Source organism: Pseudomonas tensinigenes, from assembly GCF_014268445.2.
In the GTDB taxonomy this organism is placed as follows: domain Bacteria; phylum Pseudomonadota; class Gammaproteobacteria; order Pseudomonadales; family Pseudomonadaceae; genus Aquipseudomonas; species Aquipseudomonas tensinigenes.
Window position 1 is genome coordinate 4,948,863 of the sequence record NZ_CP077089.1, and the last position, 24,948, is coordinate 4,973,810.

Genomic DNA, 24,948 nt, shown 5'->3' on the forward strand with positions numbered 1-24,948 from the left:
GAGACCGAGCCCCGACGAAGGGCAGAAAAAAATCTGGAGTACCCTTCAACCCATGAAAAAAAGCTCTGTTCGTGCTATGTTCGCGCGCTTAATGAATACCCGCTGGCCTTACTGATTGATTGTCGCCCAGCGGCGCTGTTCTCCTCGACTCACTACGCTGGGACAAGCCTTAATGCTGGCCAGCACTCAGGGAAGAACCCTCGTGACCGGCTCAGCTCCACCCCTTGTCGTTGACCTCGACGGCACTCTGTTGCGCTCCGATCTGTTGCTCGAAACCGGTATGGCCTTCTTGCGCAGTCACCCACTGCAATTGCTCAAGCCATTCAAATGGTTGGCCAACGGCAAAGCCACGCTGAAATCAAGGCTGGCCAATGCGACTCATATCGATGTCAACGTTCTTCCATACAATCGGGAAGTTATCGCGCTGATCGAAACCGCCCGCAGTGCAGGTCGTTCGGTAGTGTTGGCGACTGCAAGCCATCACTCATTGGCCGAGCGCATTGCCGAGCATCTTGATTTGTTCGACAGCGTGCTGGCGTCCGACGAAAAGACCAATCTGTCGTCCCACCGCAAGCGAGATCTGCTGGTCGAGCATTATGGCGTGCAAGGCTTCGACTATATCGGCAACTCCCATGACGATATCTCCGTCTGGGCCGCGGCACGAATGGCCTACGTGGTCGATCCGGAGTCCGGCGTCGAGCGTCGAGCGCGAGCTCAGGGTAATGTCGAACAAGTCATTCGCACCGCACCGTCGGCCATCAAGGACTGGACCAAAGCACTGCGCCTGCATCAATGGATGAAGAACCTGTTGATTCTTGCTCCGATGCTGGCTGCGCATCAGTTGACCAATTTGAACATGCTCTGGCAGAGCCTTATAGCGTTCCTGCTTTTCGGTCTGTGCGCTTCCAGCGTTTACCTGCTCAACGACCTGCTGGACTTGGCGGACGACCGCCATCACCACTCCAAACGTCATCGCCCGTTCGCGTCGGGACGACTGTCCATAAAGTTCGGACTGTTCGCGTTTCCTCTTTTATTGATCACCGCGTTCACAGGTGCGGCGCTATTACTCCCCTGGGAGTTTTGTGGCGTACTGGCGGCCTATTACATACTCACGCTTGCGTACTCATTGTCACTGAAACGGCAAATGGCCATTGACGTCATTGCGCTGGCCTTGCTGTATACAATCCGGATTATTGCCGGCGCCGCGGCCCTGAACCTGGAACTGACCTTCTGGATGCTGGCGTTTTCGATGTTCATGTTCCTGAGCCTCGCGCTGGTCAAGCGTTATGCCGAGTTACGTGAAGCCCGACGCAAGGGGCATACGGAAAAAACCCGCGGCCGCGGTTATTACCCCGACGACCTGGAAATGATTTCATCCCTGGGCGCCGCATCCGGCTACCTCGCTGTGATGGTACTTGCGCTGTATATCCATGATCAGGGTACCGTCGCACTCTATGCCCGGCCCCAACTGATCTGGCTGGCATGCCCATTGTTGCTGTTCTGGATTACCCGGATCTGGATGCTCACCCATCGCGGACAAATGCACGATGACCCTGTTGTATTTGCCGTACGCGACCGAATCAGCCTGGTGGTAGGGGCGCTGTTCTGCCTCGTGTTCTGGGCAGCATCATGAGTTCACCGCTGTTTTCCTGGGGCCTCTATCCTGCGGCCCCACAGACCGCTCACGGCTGCACCTGGAAAAGCGAAGTACCTCAGCAACTGGACTGCCTGAATTCCGAGTTCGGTAGCACCCTGGCATACGGCAATGGCCGTAGCTATGGCGATAGCTGTCTGGCCGACAGCGATCACGTACTGCACATGCGGACCTTGAATCGCTTTATCGAAGTCGATTGGCAACGGGGTGTTGTGACAGCAGAAGCAGGCATCACGCTCGCCGAGATCCTCGCCGTTGCCATCCCGCGGGGCTGGTTTCTGCCAGTAACACCGGGCACTCAGTTCGCTACGCTGGGGGGCGCGATTGCCAATGACGTGCACGGCAAGAACCATCATGTGCGCGGCACCTTCGGCAATCATGTGCGACGTTTGGGTTTGCAACGTCATGATCAGGATCTGCTGACCTGTTCGCCGGTCGAAGCTCCTGAAATGTTCGCTGCCACCATCGCTGGCCTGGGTCTGACAGGGGTGATCATCTGGGCCGAGATCCAATTGATACCGATCAAGTCCTGTCAGATCGACAGCAGCGCGGTACGTTTTGACAATCTGGCGGATTTTTTCGCCTTGTCCACGGAACTGGACCACCAGCACGAGTACAGCGTCGCCTGGATTGACTGTCTGGCCAAAGGTGCGCAAGCCGGTCGTGGCGTATTTTTTGTGGGTGATCATGCGGAATATGGCGCTAAAACCGTCGAAGAGCGCAGCAAGTTGTTCGTGCCGATCACACCTCCGATTTCGTTGATCAACAAACTTTCATTACATACGTTCAATGAAGCGTACTGGCGAGTGCATCCCGCCACACAGACGCGCAAACGGGTGAATTACGAACCCTTCTTTTACCCGCTTGATCGAATTGATCACTGGAACCGGATCTATGGTCGTCGGGGCTTCCAGCAGTACCAATGCGTGATACCTCAGCCAGTGGCAGAGGTCGCCATTCGCGAACTTCTCAGCGCTATCGCACAATCAGGCCAAGGTTCCTTTCTGGCCGTGCTCAAGCGTTGCGGGGAAATCACTTCGCCAGGCTTGCTGTCCTTCCCGATCCCGGGAACCTCGCTCGCCCTGGACTTCCCTCAAAACAAACACTTGGCCGCCCTGTTCGCACGCCTCGATGCCATCGTGCACGAAGCGGGTGGACGACTCTATCCGGCCAAGGATGCGCATATGAGCGGGAAAGATTTTCGTCAAGCCTATCCCGCCTGGGAGCGACTGGAAGCCCTTCGCGATCCCTCCCTGATGTCCCGCTTCTGGAAACGAGTGACAAAATGAAACGAGTTTTGATTGTTGGAGCCACATCGGCCATTGCTACTGCGTGTGCCAGAATCTGGGCAGCCCAGGGCTGCGAGTTTTTCCTGGTCGCGCGCAACGAAGAAAAGCTGGAACAGACCCGTGCAGACCTGAGTGCTCGTGGTGCAAAATCCGTCACTATTCACATCATGGATGCCAACGACTTCAACGCGCATCCTGCGATGATCGACAGCTGCCTTGCTGCGCTGCACCAGATCGACATCTCCCTGATCGCCCATGGCACGCTGCCAGACCAGAAAGTCTGCGAGCAGGATGTCGATGTGGCGCTCAAGGAGTTTGCTAACAACGGCACATCCGTAATCGCTCTTTTGACCCTACTGGCCAATCAGTTTGAACGCCAACGCTGCGGTACGCTGGCTGTCATTTCTTCGGTTGCCGGTGATCGCGGACGTCCGTCCAACTATCTGTACGGTGCGGCCAAGGCTGCGGTCTCGAGTTTTTGCGAAGGCCTCAGAGCGCGCCTGTTCAAAGTTGGCGTACATCTGATCACCATCAAACCCGGCTTTGTGGATACCCCGATGACTCAAGGGTTACCGCTGCCTGCTGCGCTCGTAGCCAAACCCGAACAGGTGGCCAAGAGCATCGTCGCTGGTATCGAACGCAAGACTGCCGTCCTCTACACCCCCGGGTTCTGGGCACTGATCATGCTGATTATCCGATGCGTGCCTCAGGCAGTCTTCAAGAGGCTGAATCTTTGAGCGAGGGCATTTATCTATCAGGCTGGAGATACAGAGCAGTCGTTCTGTCGATCGTCGCATCAGCGCTGGGCTATCTGGGGTTTTCCTTGTGGGGCGGATGGGAGGCAGTCGTCAATGCCGTCGCCCAAGTCGGTTTAATGGGCGTCACCCTGGCGCTGTCGATGTCTTCGCTGAACTACGCCATAAGGTTTCTCAGGTGGCAGATTTACCTCAAGGCGCTCGGCCATCCGGTGCCCTGGCGTCCGAGCCTGAAAATCTACCTGTCCGGCTTTGCCCTGACCACGACCCCCGGGAAAGCGGGTGAAGCCATGCGTGGCGTACTGCTTAAACCTTTGGGCGTGCCCTATGCGAAGAGCTTTGCGGCATTCTTCAGTGAACGGCTCAACGACCTGTTTGCCGTAGTGCTGCTTGCACTGTTCGGCCTGACACTTTACCCACAAGCGCTTCCTTTGATTATCGCGGGGGTCGTACTGGTCGGTGTGGTCTTTACCGGCTTGTCGCAGCGCAAGCTCATTGTGTACATGGCACAAAAGCTGCCTCGCGAAGGCGGCAACCTTAAAGCAATGGCCCGTCACCTGCTCAATGTTCTGCTAGAGGCACAGTTGTGTCACCGACCACTGACGCTGCTGGTCGCCACTCTGCTGACCGTGATGGCCTGGGGCGCAGAAGCGTTTGCCTTCTATTGGATACTCAATGCAATGGGGGCGGAAATACCGCTGACTTTTGCCATATTCGTGTATTCGGTTTCCATGCTTGCCGGAGCCCTCAGCTTCATGCCTGGCGGTCTGGGAGGCGCTGAAGCAGTGATGGTCGCCTTGCTCGTGTGGAAGGGCATGCCCGGCTCCGATGCTGTCGCTGCAACAGTGCTCATTCGGCTAGCCACCTTGTGGTTCGCTGTGGGAGTCGGTGCATTATTCCTGACCACCAGGAATCGGACCGAACTTCCCACCCAAAAAACATAATTTATTAATTCAACGACTTCTTTCAGGAGCGATTCATCATGGGCGGTCAGGGGCAATTAGCGCGCAAAGGCCTTATTAGCGCGATCATAGTCATCGGACTATTGATCGCAATGGCGGTTGCGTACTACTTACGAAATCAGAATTACTCTGTCGATGACTCTTTCATTACCTATCGTTATGCCTTCCACCTGTCACAGGGTGACGGCCTGGCTTTTAACGTTGGGGAAAAGTACTACGGCACCACGGCAGCAGGTTACGCAATCGTTCTGGCTACATTCAACAAACTTGCGTCGACCCTTCATCTGGATTTGTCGACTCAAAACATTTCGGTCGCGATCTCTACCCTGGCGCTGCTCATCACGTCACTGTTCGCTTTTTGTATCTCTGCCAGACGCAGCTCGCCTGCCACGTCAGCACTAATGACGCTGGGGCTGGCAGTCTCCCTGTTCACCGCTTATTCGTTCAATGAGGTCGCAGGCCATGAAACCTATGCGTTCCTCGCGCTTGCTTTTGTAGGCGTTGTCCTCGCCAGCTATGAAAAAATGCTTGCGGCGGGAATCATTGTAGCCATTGCGACTACCTTCAGGCCCGATGCTGTGCTTTTCGCACCGATCATTTGCTGCGCCTACATGCTGTTCAACAATCTTGGCCTACGCCGCGCGCTCACCAACAAACAACTGATTCAGTTTGCGTGTGGCTTTTTCCTGATTGCAATTCCATGGTTGCTGTTCCTTTATAGTTACTACGGGCGCATATCACCGGGAACAATGGATGCAAAAAAAGCGCAAATACTTATTGGCGGTTTCCCGACCTACAACCTTAAAAGCATCCTTGGTTATGTATCCAGCAGTATCAGCTGGATCGCTGGTGTAGCGATTTCAGTAGGTGTTGTTCTTTTCGGAATAAACCTGTTCAGCTCGAAAAAACCGGCCCCAACGGCATTCATCGAGAAACAACATTCCTTTATCGGGACATGCTGGCTGGTATTTCTGGTCATCAGCATCGGTTTTTACATTTCAATCAACGTAACGTTCTGGAGATGGTATGGCATCCCGGCCGTTTTTTCGTTGATGATTATCGCTTTTTGCGGCTTCTGTGCACTGGCCGGCAAGAATAATGAAACCCAGACAACCAACGCCAAACCCGCCCTGTTCATTGCATTGTGCGCGGCAGTCCTGCTGGTGGCCAACATTGCGCATATCAAGTTCTGGCTAACCAGCGAGAACGTGAACCCACACACCAAAGCCTATTACGACATTGCGCAATACCTCAAAAAAGCAGAGCCCGATGGCACGGTTATCGAAATGGCCGAACCGGGCTCCTTTGGCATGCAACTGGGTCCAAAATTCACGGTTGTGGATGAACTTGGGCTTATTAGTCCTGGCGTCGCGACTGCATTGCTGAAAGGCGATAAAACTTATACAAATCGAACATACAATCCGAAATACATCGTATGTAGCTGGGGCAGTTCTTACAGCGCCTGCACCATCCCTGAAATCATCATGAATTATGACTTCGTGGGCGAGTTCGATGCCGATTTCTGGACGAAACTTCTCGGCCGCGGCGCTAAACTCTATCGCAAGAACACCTCGAACCTGCTGCCTATCGGGCAATATGTCAGTGACCCGGTGCTTGGAGACAAATACGGCATCGTCCGCCAAAACACCGAGCGCCAGACATTGTTCGTGCATCCTGGGGACACACCGACCTCCTTTAATCTGGAAGTGTCTAGCCTCATCACCAGCCCCGGCAAAACACTGCCAGTAGTGGTCGCCATCTCCAAAGGCGTTCCCGACAGCGCAGTGGCCAGTGGTGGAGCGACCGCCGGCGTAACGATCTATCTGGATGGCAAAATTTTCAAGGAAAGAAGCGTTATCAAAGTGGGGACTTCGCTGTCTGTCGACCTTCCTTACTCAAAGGGCCGACCTTACAGGTTCTCCGTAGATAACAACGGAATGTCCAACAACAACTGGGTTGATCTGTCGGCCAGCTATTAAAGAGACATCCAGAAATTCTCCGTTTTTTGAAACAGGATCAATTTCGGGTGTGAGTGGAAAAACACGCCATCGAGAGGTTATCAGTTGACCTGATAACCTCCGCTGCCAAAACAACGCTTTAAGGCACTGACAGCACGCTGCAGTGACCTCACTTCCCAAGAATCCTCGATAGGTGGAAATGCATCTATCGAGGATTTTTCATTCTGGGCAACCACAGTGTTTCGGTAGCAACCCACTTATCCTGGAAACGCATCAGGTCTTTCCTCGGCCGGGCACGCAGGCATGAGCCCATCATTGAACTGATGAGGTCGCATGCATTTTTATCGATAAATGAAGAGAAGGAGATAGCGCTTTCAGAGTACCAGGCCACTGATACATCCCAAGGCTTGAAAGACGTCGCTTCGCACCTGACAGACAGGCTCTCACTCACGCGAGAGACGCCTCGTAGAACCTTACTTTTTCGCAGCGGTGATAGTGCTATCAGCACATTGTAGAGGCTGCCACATTGCTGCATTGATCCAGCAAATACAGAAGAATAAAAACTTGTCACGCGCCCGCCGCCGACACTTCAAGGCACTCATTGAAAGCGATAGAAGTTGCAGCCTGCCCAACGCCCGCCATTGCAAAACAAAGGGGTGCACATCCAAACCAACCAGCGATGCGATGAGTTTGACTTGAGAGAACCACCATCCGTTGTTAATGCTTTTGTACCGCGAAACAAGCGACTTTATTCCGGTATTAGCGCCGACCTGATTCCTCTCATGCTGGCGATAACGCAACGTTGAGCGAGAGTCGATAAACCATTTATATCCCGCACTGCGCGCAAAGGCATAGACATACCAATCGTGCAGCGACACAGATTGAAGCCTCTCCCAAGTCTGAAGCATTAATGCCTTCAACGGGTCGGCGACCTTGCGGCTCATCAGATAAGTACAGCCGGGACCAGCGGCCTCAAATAGATAATCCCACTCCACCTGAGACTGCGCCTTGTCCAACAGAAGCGTTTTGCCACTTGGCCAGAATGCGGTGACATTACTGGAATACGCATCAACGCCATGACTCTGCAGCATCCGGACAGAATGCTCGAGCTTGTCTGTATCCCAGATATCATCCTGATCAGAGAACGCAACATAGTCATAACCGTCGAACGCGACGTCACGAATCAGGCGGAAAAAGTTGCGAGCAGCGCCTCCGAACACCTCGGAGACAGGCAGAAGAACTATGTCGGAGTACTTCGCAGCGCTCGCGGCGCACCACTGCTCGGTACCATCAGTGGATGGATCGACACTGATGTAAATCGTCAAATCCACCGCCGTCTGGCGGCGAATTGACTCAATCTGTTCTTCTAGCCAGTGCACACCATTGTAGGCCGCCAGCAAAACAGCGATTCGGGGTTTTACCGGCGTATGATTTTGGCGAGCACTCACGAAACATCCTTTGCATCAAATCGCCATTTTCAGCGATTAGTTGGCTCCAAGAGTTTCTGCAAGTACTGGCCATAACCAGTCTTCTTCAGCGCATCGGCTTGGGCACCGAGTTGCTCAGCAGTGATCCAGCCGTTGTGGTATGCGATCTCTTCCAGGCAAGCCACCTTGAGGCCCTGACGCTGTTCGATGGTGTGTACGAAGTGACTGGCCTCAAGCAGCGAATCGTGCGTGCCTGTATCGAGCCAGGCAAATCCACGACCGAGCATTTCAACACTCAGCGTCTTTCTTTCAAGGTACGCACGGTTGACGTCAGTAATTTCCAACTCACCACGCTCAGATGGCTTGATGCCCTTCGCGATCTCGACGACGTCGTTATCGTAGAAGTACAGCCCGGTCACGGCGTAGTTGGATTTTGGCTTGAGCGGTTTCTCTTCAATACTCAGAGCACGGCCCGTTTCGTCGAATTCGACAACACCGAAACGCTCTGGATCAGACACGTGATAACCGAAGACAGTAGCGCCTGTCTGCTGAGTGCTCGCAGAACGCAAATTGTCCGAGAAGTGCTGCCCGTAAAAGATATTGTCACCAAGAATCAGGCAGCAAGGATCTTTGCCAATGAACTCTTCACCGATGATGAATGCCTGGGCCAGACCGTCGGGACTAGGTTGTTCTGCATAGGTCAGCTTGATCCCGTAAACGCTTCCATCACCTAGCAATTTGCGAAAACAAGGCAAATCTTCCGGCGTGGAGATGATCAGGATTTCGCGCATCCCCGCCAGCATCAACACGGACAGCGGATAGAAGATCATCGGTTTGTCGTAGATCGGCAGCATCTGCTTGGAAACGCCAAGGGTCAGCGGGTGCAGGCGTGTACCCGAACCACCAGCGAGGATGATGCCTTTACGATTTGTCGTGGTCATTTGTTCAGAACTTCCCTAAGCATTCGGTTCACACCACTTTGCCAATCCGGCAAGTGTAGATAAAATTTGGCACGTAACTTCTGGGTATCAAGACGTGAGTTCAGGGGCCGTTGCGCAGGAGTCGGGTAAGCAGTCGTGTCGATTGGATTGACGGCCGTTACTGCAAGTTTTTCCCCATTGGCCTGAGCGAATGCAATGACATGAGCCGCATACCCATGCCAAGACACTTCGCCGCTGGCCGCCAAGTGATAAACACCTGAAAGCTCCGGCTGCTGCAACGCCTGGCGAATGGCCAAAGCGCTTACATCCGCTATCAGATCAGCCCCTGTCGGAGCTCCGATCTGGTCCGCGATAACATTCAGCGTTTCCCGGTCCTTTGCCAGCCGCAACATCGTCTTGGCGAAGTTGTTGCCGCGCGCTGCGTAGACCCAACTGGTCCGGAAGATCAGATGCTTGCAGCCCGACGCAATGATCGCCTGCTCGCCTGCCAGCTTACTCGCACCGTACTGATTCACCGGGCCGACAGCATCCGTCTCCAGCCATGGAACGGAACCAGTACCATTGAAGACATAATCGGTTGAATAATGAACCAGCCAGGCATTCAGAGCAGCTGCCTCTTCGGCCAAGACCTGCATCGCCTGGCCGTTCACAATGAAGGCCAGCTCAGCTTCTGATTCTGCCTTGTCGACTGCGGTGTACGCAGCGGCGTTGACGATGACATCGGGCTTGATCTGTCGGATCGTCGCACGCACGGCGGCCAGATCGGCGAGATCACCACACAGCCCATCGGCAGTCTGGCGATCCAGCGCAATCAACTGACCAAGCGGCTCGAGCGAGCGCTGCAGCTCCCAACCTACCTGACCGTTCTTACCCAGCAGAAGGATTTTCATGCCTTGTTCGAGCGATCCGCATAGTTCTGATCGATCCACTGCTGGTAGCTGCCGCTCTTCACGTGCTCAACCCACTCAGCGTTATTCAGATACCATTCGACAGTCTTGCGAATACCAGTCTCGAAAGTTTCTTCCGGCGTCCAACCCAGCTCACGCTGAATCTTGCTCGCATCGATTGCATAACGCACGTCATGACCTGGACGATCCTGAACATAAGTAACCAGGCTGGCATGAGGGCGGTGGGGCGAATCAGGACGCAACTCATCGAGCAACGCACACAGGGTATGCACCACTTCGATGTTTTGTTTCTCGTTATGACCACCGATATTGTAAGTCTCACCGATGACGCCTTCGGTCACGACTTTGTACAACGCGCGCGCGTGATCTTCGACATACAACCAGTCACGAACCTGATTACCTTTGCCATACACCGGCAGAGGTTTGCCTTCCAGTGCATTGAGAATGATCAGCGGGATCAGCTTCTCAGGGAAATGGCACGGGCCGTAGTTGTTCGAACAGTTGGTTACCAGAGTCGGAAGACCATAGGTACGAGCCCAAGCGCGAACAAGGTGATCAGAGCTGGCCTTGCTGGCCGAGTATGGCGAGCTTGGCTGGTAAGGCGTGGTTTCGGTGAAGAGGTCTTCCGGACCTTCGAGGTCTCCGTAAACTTCGTCAGTCGAAATGTGGTGGAAGCGGAAATTGGCTTTACGCGCATCATCCAGCGCAGCCCAGTAGTGGCGGGCAGCTTCAAGCAGCGTGTACGTGCCGATGATATTGGTCTGGATGAACTCGGACGGACCGGAGATCGAGCGATCAACGTGGGATTCAGCGGCCAGATGCATGATTGCATCTGGCTGGTGCTCGCGCAGGACACGGTCGATCTGATCACGATCACAGATATCGACTCGTTCAAATGCGTAGCGCGAATTCTGGCTGACTTCTGCCAAGGACTCCAGATTGCCGGCGTAAGTCAGTTTATCGACGTTAACGACAGCATCGGACGTGTTGGAAATGATGTGACGGATGACTGCCGAGCCAATAAAGCCGGCGCCGCCGGTAACTAGAATTTTCACGCGAACGATACCCTTGAGCTGCGGACAGCGCTGCCGATGAGCGCTGTCTAATCCATGAATGCAGAAGCCACTCGCAGTTGGCATCTGTCAGAGTCAGTCTGAATCGACATGCAATAAGGCAAGATCGAACAAGGGACGCATTTTACAGCTTAATGATGGTTTTACTAATGGATAAAGACAGGCAGAGGCGCAATTTCGACAGACGCCCCGCCCCTTGCCGCTTCAGACCAGTCGCTTGCGCGCAGCTCTGGACGAGCGTCCCAAAAACCAGCCCAGCACTGGACCAATCAACATGCCAATGAGCAACGCCAATACGACGACCAGCGAAACCGGCAACTGCGGCCCAGACAAACCTAGAAACAATAAAGACACCGATTGCTGATTCTCCAGCACAAACGCCAGAATCGCCAAGACCAGTAAAAGAATGAATACACCAAGAAATATGCGCTTAAGGTTACGCATGAGTAACCCCTTGAGAGATAGCGACTGTCAAACCCCCTCCTCCTCTTCTTCGTTCACGCGATCACGCAACTCCTTGCCCGGCTTGAAGTGCGGAACGAATTTACCGTCCAGACTGACCGATTGACCGGTCTTGGGATTACGACCAACGCGCGGTGCACGGTAGTGCAGAGAGAAACTGCCAAACCCACGGATCTCGATACGATCACCGGTAGCCAGACATTGGGACATTTGTTCAAGCATGGTCTTGATGGCCAACTCCACATCCTTGGATGAGAGCAGCCCTTGATGGGTGACAATTCGTTCGATCAACTCCGACTTCGTCATATTTTTCCCTTCTTTTTCAAGCAGCTAGATCAGCGCTTGAAAGGTTTTAGCACGCCCGGAAGATTTTGAACAGCCCAGGGATTGACATATCTTCCACCGCGTCGAAACGCCCGTTTTCAGGGCATCACAGCAACAAACAGGGCACAGCATGCTTAACGGCATATCACCAGCATGGTTCGCGTCACGTAGCCCGCCGGGTTGAAGCCAAAAGGAAACTCATCTTCATCCTTGGCATCATCTGATCTCGTGATCACTTTGTAGCCCGCGCCCTTGCACTCCTTCGCCGCGCGCTTCTGGCATTTCTCCCAGCCAGAGCCCAACCCGGAGCAGTCGACCTCTATACCACTGACACCACGCACGGCATGGGTCTTGGCACTCGTGGTACAGCCAGCCAGAACCAGTACAGCCATGAGGACAATAAACTTGTTCATCCACTTCCTTATGCCAGGCAACTGCCCGACGACTACACGCTTAAGACCAAGCTTAGACGTGAATAGACGATTGATCCGATTAAAGAAACAGACCGCCCGGAAGCCAGATTGGTTTCACCAAAACCATCATGCAAGCCGCGGACACTAAATCGCAGGCACAAAAAAGGGCGACCGAAGTCGCCCTTTTTCATGATCAAGCAGAACTTAGTTCTGTTTGGCCATTGCCTGGCGCAGCAGTGCCGCCATGGTGGTGTCGCCAGCAGGAGCTTCTTCAGCCTTCAGGCTTTGGATAGCTTCTTTCTCTTCAGCATCGTCTTTCGACTTGATGGAGAGCTGGATCACGCGGCTCTTGCGGTCAACGCTGATGATCTTGGCTTCTACTTCCTGGCCTTCTTTCAGAACGTTGCGCGCGTCTTCAACGCGGTCACGGCTGATTTCGGAGGCTTTCAGAGTCGCTTCGATATCGTCGGCCAGAACGATGATGGCGCCTTTGGCGTCAACTTCTTTCACAGTGCCTTTAACGATGGCGCCTTTGTCATTCTCTTGAACGTACTCGGAGAACGGATCGCTTTCCAGTTGCTTGATACCCAGGGAGATACGCTCGCGCTCTGGGTCAACCGACAGGATAACGGTGTCCAGCTCGTCGCCCTTCTTGAAACGACGTACGGCTTCTTCGCCCACTTCGTTCCAGGAGATGTCGGACAGGTGAACCAGACCGTCGATGCCGCCGTCCAGACCAATGAAGATACCGAAATCGGTGATCGACTTGATGGTGCCGGAGATTTTATCGCCCTTGTTGAACTGGCCAGAGAAATCTTCCCATGGGTTAGATTTGCACTGCTTGATGCCCAGGGAGATACGACGACGCTCTTCGTCGATGTCCAGAACCATAACTTCCACTTCGTCGCCGACTTGTACGACTTTCGAAGGGTGGATGTTCTTGTTGGTCCAGTCCATTTCCGAAACGTGTACCAGACCTTCAACGCCTTCTTCCAGCTCAGCGAAGCAGCCGTAGTCGGTCAGGTTGGTTACACGAGCGGTAACGCGAGTGCTTTCTGGGTAACGGGCTTTGATAGCAACCCATGGATCTTCGCCCAGTTGCTTCAGGCCCAGGGAAACACGGTTGCGTTCGCGATCGTATTTCAGAACCTTAACGTCGATTTCGTCACCAACGTTGACGATCTCGGAAGGATGCTTGATGCGCTTCCAGGCCATGTCGGTGATGTGCAGCAGGCCGTCCACGCCACCCAGATCGACGAATGCGCCGTAATCGGTGAGGTTTTTGACGATACCTTTGACTTGCTGGCCTTCCTGCAGGGATTCCAGCAGAGCTTCACGCTCGGCGGAGTTCTCGGCTTCCAGGACGCTGCGACGGGAAACGACAACGTTGTTGCGCTTCTGGTCCAGCTTGATGACCTTGAATTCCAGCTCTTTGCCTTCCAGGTGCGTGGTGTCGCGCACTGGACGGACGTCAACCAGGGAACCTGGCAGGAACGCACGGATGCCGTTAACGTCGACAGTGAAGCCGCCTTTAACCTTACCGTTGATAACGCCCTTGACCACTTCCTCAGCTGCGAAGGCTGCTTCCAGAACGATCCAGCACTCAGCGCGCTTGGCTTTTTCACGGGACAGCTTGGTTTCACCGAAACCGTCTTCAACCGAGTCCAGAGCAACGTGAACTTCGTCACCGACATTGATAGTCAGATCGCCAGCGTCGTTGTAGAACTGCTCAAGCGGGATGAGTGCTTCAGACTTCAGGCCAGCGTGAACGGTTACCCAGCGAGCCTGGTAATCGATATCAACGATAACACCGGTGATGATGGAGCCTGCCTGAAGGTTCAGGGTTTTTAGGCTTTCTTCAAAGAGTTCCGCAAAGCTTTCGCTCATTTTAATTCCTGTAAATGAGGGCGAAGGATACGCCCATCTCCACACCCCAGACGGTGTGGGTTAGTTTCATATAGAAGAAGCGCCGCAGGACTATGACTGGTCCCCTGCAACCTTCTTGGTCACCCGGCGATATCGCGAATGGCGATCTCGCTCATGATGCGTTCAAGCACCTGATCGATGGACAACTCCGTGGAATCCAGCTGTATGGCGTCAGCCGCCGGCTTAAGCGGGGCTACCGCTCGCTGGGTGTCACGCTCGTCGCGTGCACGGATCTCATCTAGCAGACTCGACAGACTAACACCCTCGACTTTGCCCTTCAACTGCAAATATCGACGGCGCGCCCGCTCCTCGGCACTGGCGGTCAGGAAAATCTTCAGCGGCGCATCAGGAAAAACCACGGTTCCCATGTCGCGACCATCGGCCACCAGCCCCGGCGCTTCCTGAAAAGCACGCTGGCGCTGCAGCAGCGCCTCGCGCACGGCGGGCAATGCAGCCACTTGCGAAGCACCGGAACCGACGCTTTCGGTGCGAATGACATCGCTGACTTCGTCACCTTCCAGGATGATCCGTTGCAGCTGACCTTCGGTCGCGGCAATGAACTGAACATCCAGATGAGCGGCGAGTTTCTTCAGCAGCTCTTCATTGGTCAGGTCGACACCATGATTGTGCGCAGCAAACGCCAGCAGGCGATAAAGCGCACCGGAATCCAGCAGATTCCAGCCCAGACGCTTGGCCAGAATCCCGGCGACCGTGCCCTTGCCCGAGCCGCTTGGCCCATCAATGGTGATGACCGGTGCAATGTTTTTCACGACTGAGCCTCTTGTGCCACACGAATACCGACCTGCCCGCACAGCGCGAGGAAGTTGGGGAACGACGTCGCGACGTTAGCGCAATCATGGATGCGGATCGGTGCAGTGGCGCGCAACGAGGCAACGCTGAACGCCATCGCAATACGGTGATCGCCGTGACCATGCACTTCGCCGCCGCCGATCTGGCCGCCATCGATGATAATGCCGTCTGGGGTTGGCTGGCATTTCACGCCCAGCGCCAACAGACCGTCCGCCATCACCTGGATACGATCCGATTCCTTGACCCGCAGCTCTTCAGCGCCAGTCAGCACGGTACGACCTTCCGCACAGGCAGCCGCCACGAACAGCACCGGGAATTCGTCGATGGCCAGCGGAACCAGCTCTTCGGGAATCTCGATACCTTTGAGTTTAGCTGCCCGCACGCGCAGGTCAGCCACCGGCTCGCCGCCGACTTCACGCTGGTTTTCCAGAGTGATGTCCGCGCCCATCAGACGCAGGATGTCGATCACGCCAGTACGGGTCGGATTGATGCCGACGTGCTCGAGCACCAGCTCCGAACCCTCGGCGATCGACGCTGCCACCAGGAAGAACGCCGACGAGGAGATATCGCCAGGCACTTCAATGTGAGTCGCGGTCAGCTTACCGCCAGACTCAACCGAAGCCGTCGCACCTTCAACGCTGACCGGATAACCGAAACCACGCAGCATGCGCTCGGTATGGTCGCGAGTCGGAGCCGGCTCGGTCACAGTGGTCTTGCCTTCAGCGTACAGACCGGCGAGCAGCAGGCAGGATTTCACCTGAGCACTGGCCATCGGCATGGTGTAGGTCAGGCCTTTGAGCTTGTGACCGCCACGAATGGTCATCGGTGGACGACCTTCAGCAGCAGTTTCAATCACCGCTCCCATTTCACGCAGTGGATTGGCTACGCGATTCATCGGGCGCTTCGAAAGCGACGCATCACCCGTCAAAACACTGTCGAAGTTCTGCGCGGCCAGCAAACCGGACAGCAGACGCATCGAGGTACCGGAGTTGCCCAGATAGATCGGGCCCGGCGCCGGTTTCAGACCGTGCAGGCCGACACCGTGAATGGTCACGCGGCCGTGATGCGGGCCTTCGATAACCACGCCCATGTCGCGGAATGCCTGCAAGGTCGCCAGGGCGTCTTCGCCCTCAAGGAAGCCTTCGACTTCGGTGACGCCTTCGGCAAGCGAGCCGAGCATGATCGAACGGTGGGAAATGGATTTGTCACCCGGTACGCGAATCCGACCGGACAGGCGGCCACCAGGTTGAGCCAGGAAGATCAGATCGTTGGAATTCATAGCGTCCACATAGGCCCTGCGGGCCAGGATTTTACTGAAATGCTCGCGGGCAACCCGGGCGCGCGTGAAAACGCCCAACAATTGGTGCCCATCCCCTGCATCGACCGCGTCGCGCAAGGCGTCGAGGTCGCTGCGAAATGTATCGAGTGTGCGCAGGACAGCCTCGCGGTTGGCGAGGAAGATGTCGTGCCACATCACCGGGTCGCTTCCGGCGATTCTTGTGAAATCGCGGAAACCGCCCGCAGCGTAACGGAAGATCTCAAGATTTTCATTGCGCTTGGCCAACGAATCGACCAGACCGAAGGCCAGCAGGTGCGGTAGATGACTGGTCGCGGCCAGCACCTCATCGTGACGCTCGACCTGCATATGCTCGACGTCAGCGCCCAATTCGCGCCACAGACGATCGACCACGGCCAGCGCCGCCGGATCGGTTTGCTCGAGCGGCGTGAGAATCACCTTGTGACGACGGAACAGCTCGGCATTGGAGGCTTCCACCCCGCTCTGCTCGGAACCGGCAATCGGATGCCCCGGCACGAAACGCGCCGGCATACCACCGAACGCCTCGGTCGCCGCGCGCACCACATTGCCTTTGGCGCTGCCGACATCGGTCAGAATCGCCTGCCCCAGATCCATGCTCGCCAGACGCGCGAGTACTTTTTCCATGGCCAGAATCGGCACCGCCAGCTGAATCACATCAGCGCCTTGGCATGCAGTTGCCAAGTCATCCTCACAACGATCAACCACACCCAACTCGACCGCCAGCTTGCGCGATTGCGGATCGAGATCGACCCCGACCACTTCGCGGCAGATACCGCTTTCACGCAAGCCTTTGGCAAACGAACCACCGATCAACCCCAGACCGACCACCACAAGGCGACCGATCATAGGTGCAGCAGATTGCAGTGCAGTGACATCACCCACGAGCCAGAACCTTGCGCAGCGCTTCAAGGAAGCGGCTGTTTTCCGCCGGCAGACCGATGGTCACCCGCAGGTGGTTCGGCATGCCGTAGTTGGCCACCGGACGCACGATCACGCCTTCGCGCAGCAAGCCCTGAAACACCGGGGCTGCGACTTGAGTGAGGTCGACGCAGATAAAGTTGCCTTTGGATTCGATCCAGCTCAGCCCCAACTCACGGAAACCGGCCTGCAACTGCTGCATGCCCGACTCGTTGAGCTGGCGGCTTTGCGCCAGATATTCCTCATCCTTCAGCGCCGCACAGGCTGCCGCGAGAGCCAGACTGTTAACGTTGAACGGCTGGCGAACACGGTTCAGCACGTCAGCGACAACCGGAGTCGACAGACCGTAGCCGACGCGCAATGCCGCCAGACCATAGGCCTTGGAGAACGTGCGCGACACCAGCAGATTCGGGTAAGCGGCAAGGAAATCCAGACCGTCCGGCAGATCGCTGCCTTCGGCGTACTCGATGTACGCCTCGTCGAGCACCACCAGCACATGCTCCGGAACATCCTGGAGGAATTCGTCCAGCGCTTCTGCGCCGAACCAGGTGCCGGTCGGATTGTTCGGGTTGGCGATAAACACCACGCGGGTGTTGGCATCGATTGCCGCCAGCATCGCAGGCAGGTCATGCCCCCAATCCTTGGCCGGTACCACTTTGGCCTGAGCACCGACCGCTTGAGTAGCAATTGGATACACCGCGAACGCGTGCTCACTGAACACAGCGTTCAGGCCCGGCGCCAGATAGGCGCGCGCGACCAGCTCAAGAATATCGTTGGAACCGTTACCCAGAGTGACCTGGTTCAGTTCGACACGGCATTGCTCCGCCAGCAGGGATTTCAGCGCGAAACCATTGCCGTCCGGGTAACGAGTCAACTCAGCCAGCTCTTCGCGGATCGCCGCCAAGGCTTTCGGGCTGGCACCCAACGGGTTTTCGTTGCTCGCCAGTTTGACGATTTTGGCCGGATCCAGATCCAGCTCGCGCGCCAGTTCGTCCACAGGCTTGCCCGGAACGTACGGCGAAAGTTGTTGCACGCCCGGCTGTGCCAGAGCGAGGAAGTTGCCACTCATTTGCTACCGCCCCTTAGAGAACTGCTTTCGGGTAGGAACCCAGCACTTTGAGTGCTACTGCTTCCTGACTGATCTTTTCCAGCACACCCTTGATCAACGGATCACGGTGGTGGCCGACAAAGTCGATGAAGAACACGTAGGTCCATTTGCCGCTGCGCGACGGACGGGTTTCGATACGGGTCAGGTCGATCCCGTTGTCATGGAACGGCACCAGCAGCTCGTGGAGCGCGCCGGGCTTGTTGCTCATCGACACGATGATCGAAGTCTTGTCGTCGCCGGTCGGCGGCACTTCCTGGTTACCAATCATCAGGAAGCGCGTCGAGTTATCCGGACGGTCTTCGATCTTCTCGGCCAGACGGGTCAGGCCATACAGCCCTGCCGCCATGTCGCCGGCAATCGCCGCCGAATTCCACTCACCTTTGACCCGCTTGGCCGCTTCGGCGTTGCTCGACACCGCCACGCGCTCGACATTCGGGTAATGCGCATCCAGCCACTTGCGGCACTGGGCCAGCGACTGCGCGTGGGAATAGATGCGGCTGATGCTGTCGGTCTTGGTACTTTCACCGACCAACAGGTGATGGTGAATGCGCAGCTCGACTTCGCCACAGATGACCATGTCGTGCTCGAGGAAGCTGTCCAGCGTGTGGTTGACCGCGCCTTCGGTGGAGTTTTCCACCGGGACCACGCCAAAATTCACCGCACCGGCCGCCACTTCACGGAACACTTCGTCGATCGCCGCCATCGGCTTGCTGATCACCGCGTGACCGAAGTGCTTCATTGCCGCCGCCTGGGTGAAGGTGCCTTCAGGGCCGAGGTAAGCCACTTTCAGCGGCTGCTCCAGCGCCAGGCACGACGACATGATTTCGCGGAACAACCGCGCCATCTCTTCGTTGCCCAGCGGCCCCTGATTGCGCTCCATGACACGCTTGAGCACCTGAGCTTCACGCTCAGGACGATAGAACACCGGCACTTCGCCTTCGGCCAGCGAGGCCATCTTTACTCGCGCGACTTCCTGGGCGCAACGCGCACGCTCACTGATCAGCTCCATGACTTTGGTGTCCAGAGCGTCAATGCGAACGCGCAGTGCCTTGAGTTCTTGCTCGGACATCAGCCGTGTTCCTTCTCGAATTCAGCCATGTATGCCACCAGCGCATTAACCGCGGTGATGTCGACGGCGTTGTAGATGGAGGCGCGCATGCCGCCCACGGAGCGGTGGCCCTTCAGATTGAGCAAACCGCGCTCTTCGGCACCGACCAGGAAAGGCTTGTCGAGACGATCATCAGCCAGACGGAACGGCACGTTCATCCACGAGCGGTCCGACTTGTTGATCGGGTTGCTGTAGAGGCCGCTGGCGTCGATGAAGTCATACAGCGTGCGTTGCTTGACGTCATTCAGTTTGGCGATGGCTTCAACGCCACCCTGCTCTTTCAGCCACTGGAACACCAGACCGGACAGGTACCAGGCCAGAGTCGGTGGGGTGTTGTACATCGAGCCGTTATCCGCCGCGACTTTGTAGTCGAGCATGGTCGGGCACAGCGCACGCGCCTTGCCCAGCAGGTCTTCGCGGATGATGTTGACGACGATACCGCTCGGGCCGATGTTTTTCTGCGCGCCGGCGTAGATCATGCCGAAACGCGAGATGTCGACCGGACGCGACAGAATATCCGAAGACATGTCAGCCACCAGCGGCACGTCACCGGTTTCCGGGATCCACTGGAATTCCAGACCGCCGATGGTTTCGTTCGGTGCGTAGTGAACGTAAGCGGCGTCTTTCGACAGGTTCCACTCGTTCTGGCCCGGGATGGCGAAATAGTCGTAAGGCTTGGCGGTAGCGGCAACGTTGACGTGACCGTAGCGCGAGGCTTCTTCGATGGCTTTCTGCGACCAGATACCGGTATCGATGTAGTCGGCCGAGCCGTTTTCCGGCAACAGGTTGAGCGGGATCTGCGCGAATTGCTGGCTGGCGCCACCTTGCAGAAACAGCACTTTATAGTTCGACGGGATATTCAGCAGGTCACGCAGATCCTGCTCGGCCTGGGTGGCGATGGACACGAACTCATCGCTGCGATGGCTCATTTCCATGACCGACAGACCCTTGCCGTGCCAATCAAGGAGTTCACCCTGGGCGCGCTGCAGGACAGCTTCGGGAAGCGCCGCAGGACCGGCGCAGAAGTTATAGGCTCGCTTGCTCACATCCAATCTCGCTCTGATTTGGTGGTATCACGCAATAAATCACACTACCGATCAACACGGCCCTGTGGGAGCGAGCCTGCTCGCGAATGCATCACCGCGGTGCGTCAGAGGTACCGCAGCGCCTGCATTCGCGAGCAGGCTCGCTCCCACAGGGGATCTCCATGATGTCGAAATTTCATACCGGACAAATAACAAGGGGGCGAATTCTCATCCGCCCCCTTATTTGTCCGCTTATTCTTGCGGCTCTTCGTCTGCTGCGGCGTCGAGTTGCTGGTCTTCACCGGCATCGTCGTTTACGACAGTGCCTTCGAATTCCTCGCTCTCTTCACCTTCGAGCTCTTCACCTTCAATTTCCGAAGGCTCCTGAACCCGCTCCAGCCCAACCAGGGTTTCATCCTTGGCCAGCTTGATCAGCGTCACACCTTGAGTGTTACGACCCAGGCTCGACACTTCGTCGACACGGGTACGTACCAGAGTGCCCTGATCGGAGATCAGCATGATTTCTTCGCCATCCTGCACCTGAACCGCGCCGACCAGTCGGCCATTACGCTCGTTGCTGACCATGGCGATTACGCCCTGACCGCCACGCTTGTATTCAGGGAACTCGGTGATCGCCGTGCGCTTGCCGTAGCCGCGCTCGGACGCCGTCAGGATTTCGCTGCCTTCTTCCGGAATCAGCATGGAGATCAACTTCTGCCCTTCCGGCAGACGCATACCACGCACACCGCGGGCGGTACGGCCCATGGCGCGAACTTCGGATTCCTTGAAGCGAGTCACTTTGCCGCCGTCGGAGAACAGCATGATTTCCTTCTCGCCATCGGTGATGGCGGCGGAGATCAGGATGTCGCCTTCGTCCAGCTCCAGCGCGATCAGACCGACGCTGCGCTGACGGCTGAAGGCCACCAGCGGAGTCTTCTTCACGGTACCGTTGGCAGTCGACATGAAGATGAACGGCGCTTTCTTGCGATCGGCAGCCCTGATGCGAGCGCGACGCTCTTCATCGGTTTCGTTGCTGTTTTCGATCTCTTCTACATCAGCCTCGACGCCTTCGGCTTCTTCTTCATCAGCCTGACGCTTCATGGCTTCGAGATCGACCGGCAGCATGGTGGTGATGTATTCGCCTTCGCTCAACGGCAGAAGGTTGACCAGCGGACGACCACGGGCAGCGCGGGACGCTTCCGGGATTTCGTAGGTCTTGAGCCAGTACACCTTGCCCTTGCTGGAGAACAGCAACAGCGTGGTGTGGCTGTTGGCAACCAGCAGGTGAGCGATGTAGTCCTCATCCTTGACGCCGGTGGCCGATTTGCCTTTACCGCCACGACGCTGAGCCTGGTACGCAGCCAATGGCTGGGTCTTGGCGTAGCCACCGTGGGAAATGGTCACGACGCGCTCTTCTTCCGGGATCATGTCACCCAGGGTCAGGTCGAGACGGGCATCGAGAATTTCGGTGCGACGCACGTCGCCGTATTCGGCACGAATCACTTCCAGCTCTTCGCGGATCACTTCCATCAAGCGCACAGCGCTGTTGAGGATGCGGATCAGCTCGCCGATCTGGTTGAGGATCTCTTGATACTCAGCCAGCAGTTTTTCGTGTTCCAGACCGGTCAGACGGTGCAGACGCAGTTCCAGAATGGCTTGCGCCTGTTCTGGCGACAGGAAGTACTTGCCTTCGCGCAGACCGTATTGCGGGTCGAGGTTTTCCGGACGGCACGAATCGGCACCGGCACGTTCAACCATCGCCACCACCGCCGAGGATTCCCACGGCGTGCTGATCAGCGCTTCTTTGGCTTCCGAAGGGGTCGGCGAGGCTTTGATCAGGGCGATGACCGGGTCGATGTTCGACAGGGCAACGGCCTGGCCTTCGAGAATGTGGCCACGCTCACGCGCCTTGCGCAGTTCGAACACGGTGCGACGGGTAACGACTTCGCGACGGTGACGGACGAAGGCTTCCAGCAGATCCTTGAGGTTCAGGATGCGTGGGCGGCCGTCGATCAGCGCAACGATGTTGATACCGAATACCGATTGCAGCTGGGTCTGGGCGTAGAGGTTGTTGAGGATCACCTCAGGCACTTCGCCGCGACGCAGCTCGATCACGACGCGCATACCGTCCTTGTCGGACTCGTCGCGCAGTTCAGTGATGCCTTCCAGCTTCTTCTCTTTGACCAGCTCGGCGATCTTCTCGATCAGACGCGCCTTGTTCAGCTGGTAGGGGAGTTCGGTGATGACGATCTGCTGACGGCCACCGACCTTGTCGATGTCCTCGATGATCGAGCGGGCGCGCATATAAATGCGCCCGCGACCGGTGCGGTAGGCTTCGATGATGCCGGCGCGACCATTGATGATCGCGGCGGTCGGGAAGTCCGGACCGGGGATGTACTGCATCAACTCGTCGACGGTCAGCTCAGGGTTGTCGATGAGTGCCAGGCAACCATCAATCACTTCACCGAGGTTGTGTGGCGGAATGTTGGTCGCCATGCCCACGGCGATACCGCTGGAGCCGTTGACCAGCAGGTTCGGGATACGGGTCGGCATGACCGCCGGGATCATTTCGGTGCCGTCGTAGTTCGGCACCCAGTCCACGGTTTCCTTGTGCAGGTCAGCCAGCAGTTCGTGCGCCAGTTTGGTCATGCGCACTTCGGTGTATCGCATGGCCGCAGCGTTGTCGCCGTCGACCGAACCGAAGTTGCCCTGACCGTCTACCAGCAGGTAGCGCAGGGAGAAAGGCTGAGCCATACGAACGATGGTGTCGTACACGGCAGTGTCACCGTGCGGGTGATACTTACCGATCACGTCGCCGACAACACGGGCAGATTTCTTGTACGGCTTGTTGAAGTCGTTGCCCAGCTCGCTCATCGCAAACAGTACGCGACGGTGCACGGGCTTGAGGCCATCGCGCGCATCCGGCAGTGCACGGCCGACGATCACGCTCATCGCGTAGTCGAGGTAGGACTGTTTCAGCTCGTCTTCGATATTGACCGGGAGGATTTCTTTGGCCAGTTCGCCCATGAGAAGCCTGATTCCTTTTTCTGGTGAAACTTCGTCATATCCATGTGGGAGCAACGAAGCTCGTCGGGGCCGGCCGAGTGCCATGCGCCGACTTACGACAAATCAACATTGGATCGCGGATTTGCGCAGTAAAGACAGCTCCGTGGAGCTGCCTCGGAAAACGCCGGATGTTATCACAAAGGCCGCCACGCACCTATCCCCCTGATGCGCATGGAGCATAGTTAGTTGACCGGTGACAGGCTTAACGGGGACGAGAGAGGCTCAGAGCTTCTTTGAATGCAGATTTGAGCTTCGGTTTAGCGATGTTTATTGACTTTTAGGGCCCTTTCGCGAGCAGGCTCGCTCCCACATTGCTTCGTGGCGATCACAAAACCTGTGGGAGCGAGCCTGCTCGCGAAGAGGACAACGCAGACATCAAGCCAATCAGTGCAGGCGCTTGCGGCACATCAACTGGGCCATTTTCGCGGTATCCGGACGCTCGACGATGCCTTTTTCGGTGACGATCGCGTCGATGAGATCCGCCGGCGTCACGTCAAACACCGGATTGAACGCTTCAACATCCGCACCGACACGCTTGCCGCCGACTTCCAGCAACTCGGCGCCGTCACGCTCTTCAATCGGAATGTCGTCACCGCTAGCCAGGTTCATGTCGATGGTCGAACTCGGCGCCACCACCATGAAACGCACGCCGTGGTGCATGGCGTTGACCGCCAGTTGATAGGTGCCGATCTTGTTCGCCACATCACCGTTGGCCGTGATGCGGTCGGCGCCGACGATCACCCAGGTCACGCCTTTGGTTTTCATGATGTGCGCAGCGGCGGAGTCGGCATTCAGAGTTACCGGAATGCCTTCGTTGGCCAGTTCCCACGCAGTCAGGCGCGAGCCCTGCAGCCATGGACGGGTTTCGTCGGCATAAACGCGCTCGACCATGCCTTCAATAAAGGCTGCACGAATCACTCCCAACGCCGTACCGAAACCACCGGTAGCCAGCGCGCCGGTATTGCAGTGGGTCAGAATCGCCTGGGCGTTGCCCTGATGTTTGCGGATCAGGTCGACGCCGAGCTGCGCCATGGTCAGATTGGCTTCGCGGTCGCTTTCATGGATAGCGATGGCTTCGGCTTCCAGTGCCGCCAGCGGATCGGCATTCTCTTTCAAGCGATCGAGGCGATCATGCATACGGCCGAGCGCCCAGAACAGATTGACCGCCGTCGGACGGGAGTCGGCCAGCAAGGCAAAATCCTCTTCCAGCGCCGCGTACCAATCGCCACCTTCAGCGATCCGCGCACGCGCCGCGAGGACGATGCCATAGGCCGCACTGATGCCGATGGCCGGCGCGCCACGCACCACCATCGAGCGAATCGCCTCGGCCACGCCGGCGGCACTGGTGTAGGCAATCCACGTTTCTTCGAACGGCAAAATACGCTGATCCAGCAGGTGCAGCGCGCCATCTCGCCAATCGATGGCCTTCACTTTCTCCGCAGCCAACAGTCGATCGCGCATCCCACACCCCGCACTCATGAACAAAAGCCGCCGATTATAGCG

At 56.6% G+C, this 24,948-nt stretch carries 20 protein-coding genes; 5 read left to right on the forward strand and 15 right to left on the reverse strand.

Annotated elements, in window-relative coordinates; genetic code table 11:
- Positions 1-175 precede the first annotated feature (175 nt).
- The 5 genes from HU718_RS21860 to HU718_RS21880 are packed head-to-tail and all read left to right on the forward strand — an operon-like array spanning position 176 to position 6,639.
- Complete coding sequence (locus HU718_RS21860; protein WP_437180882.1) at positions 176-1,633, forward strand: UbiA family prenyltransferase; 1,458 nt, start codon at positions 176-178, stop codon at positions 1,631-1,633.
- Positions 1,630-2,943 (forward strand): FAD-binding oxidoreductase, encoded by a 1,314-nt coding sequence (locus tag HU718_RS21865; RefSeq protein ID WP_186613833.1) that lies wholly within the window; start codon positions 1,630-1,632, stop codon positions 2,941-2,943. The genes HU718_RS21860 and HU718_RS21865 overlap by 4 nt, the downstream gene beginning before the upstream one ends.
- Positions 2,940-3,680: an SDR family oxidoreductase gene (locus tag HU718_RS21870; RefSeq protein ID WP_186613832.1), complete on the forward strand. Its 741-nt coding sequence runs from the start codon at positions 2,940-2,942 to the stop codon at positions 3,678-3,680. Before HU718_RS21865 ends, HU718_RS21870 begins: the two co-directional genes overlap by 4 nt.
- Positions 3,677-4,642, forward strand: coding sequence for a lysylphosphatidylglycerol synthase transmembrane domain-containing protein (locus HU718_RS21875; protein WP_186613830.1), 966 nt, complete (start codon positions 3,677-3,679; stop codon positions 4,640-4,642). Before HU718_RS21870 ends, HU718_RS21875 begins: the two co-directional genes overlap by 4 nt.
- Positions 4,643-4,680: 38 nt before the next feature.
- Positions 4,681-6,639, forward strand: a complete 1,959-nt coding sequence (locus HU718_RS21880; RefSeq protein WP_186613828.1) for a putative hexosyltransferase — start codon at positions 4,681-4,683, stop codon at positions 6,637-6,639.
- Positions 6,640-7,091: 452 nt separating this feature from the next.
- On the opposite strand, the gene HU718_RS21885 is transcribed toward HU718_RS21880, so the two are convergent.
- The 15 genes from HU718_RS21885 to mtnA form a co-directional block, all read right to left on the reverse strand.
- The gene (locus tag HU718_RS21885; RefSeq protein WP_186613826.1) at positions 7,092-8,066 is read right to left on the reverse strand and encodes a glycosyltransferase; all 975 of its coding nucleotides are present in this window, start codon (positions 8,064-8,066) and stop codon (positions 7,092-7,094) included.
- Positions 8,067-8,095: 29 nt separating this feature from the next.
- Positions 8,096-8,986 carry a glucose-1-phosphate thymidylyltransferase RfbA gene (rfbA, locus tag HU718_RS21890; protein ID WP_027612427.1) on the reverse strand — a complete coding sequence of 297 codons (891 nt, stop codon included), beginning with the start codon at positions 8,984-8,986 and terminating at the stop codon, positions 8,096-8,098.
- Positions 8,983-9,876 carry a dTDP-4-dehydrorhamnose reductase gene (gene rfbD / locus HU718_RS21895; RefSeq protein ID WP_186613824.1) on the reverse strand — a complete coding sequence of 298 codons (894 nt, stop codon included), beginning with the start codon at positions 9,874-9,876 and terminating at the stop codon, positions 8,983-8,985. The genes rfbA and rfbD overlap by 4 nt, the downstream gene beginning before the upstream one ends.
- Complete coding sequence (gene rfbB / locus HU718_RS21900) at positions 9,873-10,949, reverse strand: dTDP-glucose 4,6-dehydratase (RefSeq protein ID WP_102899976.1); 1,077 nt, start codon at positions 10,947-10,949, stop codon at positions 9,873-9,875. The genes rfbD and rfbB overlap by 4 nt, the downstream gene beginning before the upstream one ends.
- 222 nt (positions 10,950-11,171) lie before the next feature.
- Positions 11,172-11,411 (reverse strand): lipopolysaccharide assembly protein LapA domain-containing protein, encoded by a 240-nt coding sequence (locus tag HU718_RS21905; RefSeq protein ID WP_102899977.1) that lies wholly within the window; start codon positions 11,409-11,411, stop codon positions 11,172-11,174.
- A 27-nt stretch (positions 11,412-11,438) separates the two neighbouring features.
- Positions 11,439-11,735 carry an integration host factor subunit beta gene (ihfB, locus tag HU718_RS21910; protein ID WP_003189779.1) on the reverse strand — a complete coding sequence of 99 codons (297 nt, stop codon included), beginning with the start codon at positions 11,733-11,735 and terminating at the stop codon, positions 11,439-11,441.
- A 152-nt stretch (positions 11,736-11,887) separates the two neighbouring features.
- Entirely contained in the window at positions 11,888-12,166 is a 279-nt protein-coding gene (locus HU718_RS21915) for a hypothetical protein (protein WP_007908433.1), read from the reverse strand.
- A 204-nt stretch (positions 12,167-12,370) separates the two neighbouring features.
- Positions 12,371-14,053: a 30S ribosomal protein S1 gene (rpsA, locus tag HU718_RS21920; RefSeq protein ID WP_007908431.1), complete on the reverse strand. Its 1,683-nt coding sequence runs from the start codon at positions 14,051-14,053 to the stop codon at positions 12,371-12,373.
- A gap of 119 nt (positions 14,054-14,172) precedes the next feature.
- On the reverse strand, positions 14,173-14,862 hold the full coding sequence (gene cmk / locus HU718_RS21925; protein ID WP_064391442.1) for a (d)CMP kinase: 690 nt from the start codon (positions 14,860-14,862) through the stop codon (positions 14,173-14,175).
- Positions 14,859-17,066: a bifunctional prephenate dehydrogenase/3-phosphoshikimate 1-carboxyvinyltransferase gene (locus tag HU718_RS21930; protein WP_263596896.1), complete on the reverse strand. Its 2,208-nt coding sequence runs from the start codon at positions 17,064-17,066 to the stop codon at positions 14,859-14,861. The genes cmk and HU718_RS21930 overlap by 4 nt, the downstream gene beginning before the upstream one ends.
- Positions 17,067-17,094: 28 nt before the next feature.
- The gene (gene hisC / locus HU718_RS21935) at positions 17,095-18,207 is read right to left on the reverse strand and encodes a histidinol-phosphate transaminase (RefSeq protein WP_186613822.1); all 1,113 of its coding nucleotides are present in this window, start codon (positions 18,205-18,207) and stop codon (positions 17,095-17,097) included.
- A 13-nt stretch (positions 18,208-18,220) separates the two neighbouring features.
- Positions 18,221-19,315: a prephenate dehydratase gene (gene pheA / locus HU718_RS21940; RefSeq protein WP_102899981.1), complete on the reverse strand. Its 1,095-nt coding sequence runs from the start codon at positions 19,313-19,315 to the stop codon at positions 18,221-18,223.
- Positions 19,315-20,400, reverse strand: a complete 1,086-nt coding sequence (serC, locus tag HU718_RS21945) for a 3-phosphoserine/phosphohydroxythreonine transaminase (RefSeq protein ID WP_102899982.1) — start codon at positions 20,398-20,400, stop codon at positions 19,315-19,317. The genes pheA and serC overlap by 1 nt, the downstream gene beginning before the upstream one ends.
- Before the next feature lie 231 nt (positions 20,401-20,631).
- Positions 20,632-23,406 (reverse strand): DNA gyrase subunit A, encoded by a 2,775-nt coding sequence (gene gyrA / locus HU718_RS21950; protein WP_186613818.1) that lies wholly within the window; start codon positions 23,404-23,406, stop codon positions 20,632-20,634.
- A 423-nt stretch (positions 23,407-23,829) separates the two neighbouring features.
- Positions 23,830-24,906, reverse strand: coding sequence for an S-methyl-5-thioribose-1-phosphate isomerase (gene mtnA / locus HU718_RS21955; RefSeq protein WP_053122467.1), 1,077 nt, complete (start codon positions 24,904-24,906; stop codon positions 23,830-23,832).
- Positions 24,907-24,948 lie beyond the last annotated feature (42 nt).

Bases quoted from the DNA above. Each gene is read 5' to 3' on its own strand.
- HU718_RS21865 (WP_186613833.1), top strand. From the start codon at position 1,630: ATGAGTTCACCGCTGTTTTCCTGGGGCCTCTATCCTGCGGCCCCACAG.
- HU718_RS21870 (WP_186613832.1), top strand. From the start codon at position 2,940: ATGAAACGAGTTTTGATTGTTGGAGCCACATCGGCCATTGCTACTGCG.
- HU718_RS21880 (WP_186613828.1), top strand. From the start codon at position 4,681: ATGGGCGGTCAGGGGCAATTAGCGCGCAAAGGCCTTATTAGCGCGATC.
- rfbA (WP_027612427.1), bottom strand. From the start codon at position 8,986: ATGACCACGACAAATCGTAAAGGCATCATCCTCGCTGGTGGTTCGGGT.
- rfbD (WP_186613824.1), bottom strand. From the start codon at position 9,876: ATGAAAATCCTTCTGCTGGGTAAGAACGGTCAGGTAGGTTGGGAGCTG.
- HU718_RS21905 (WP_102899977.1), bottom strand. From the start codon at position 11,411: ATGCGTAACCTTAAGCGCATATTTCTTGGTGTATTCATTCTTTTACTG.
- ihfB (WP_003189779.1), bottom strand. From the start codon at position 11,735: ATGACGAAGTCGGAGTTGATCGAACGAATTGTCACCCATCAAGGGCTG.
- HU718_RS21915 (WP_007908433.1), bottom strand. From the start codon at position 12,166: ATGAACAAGTTTATTGTCCTCATGGCTGTACTGGTTCTGGCTGGCTGT.
- rpsA (WP_007908431.1), bottom strand. From the start codon at position 14,053: ATGAGCGAAAGCTTTGCGGAACTCTTTGAAGAAAGCCTAAAAACCCTG.
- HU718_RS21930 (WP_263596896.1), bottom strand. From the start codon at position 17,066: ATGATCGGTCGCCTTGTGGTGGTCGGTCTGGGGTTGATCGGTGGTTCG.
- hisC (WP_186613822.1), bottom strand. From the start codon at position 18,207: ATGAGTGGCAACTTCCTCGCTCTGGCACAGCCGGGCGTGCAACAACTT.
- pheA (WP_102899981.1), bottom strand. From the start codon at position 19,315: ATGTCCGAGCAAGAACTCAAGGCACTGCGCGTTCGCATTGACGCTCTG.
- gyrA (WP_186613818.1), bottom strand. From the start codon at position 23,406: ATGGGCGAACTGGCCAAAGAAATCCTCCCGGTCAATATCGAAGACGAG.
- mtnA (WP_053122467.1), bottom strand. From the start codon at position 24,906: ATGCGCGATCGACTGTTGGCTGCGGAGAAAGTGAAGGCCATCGATTGG.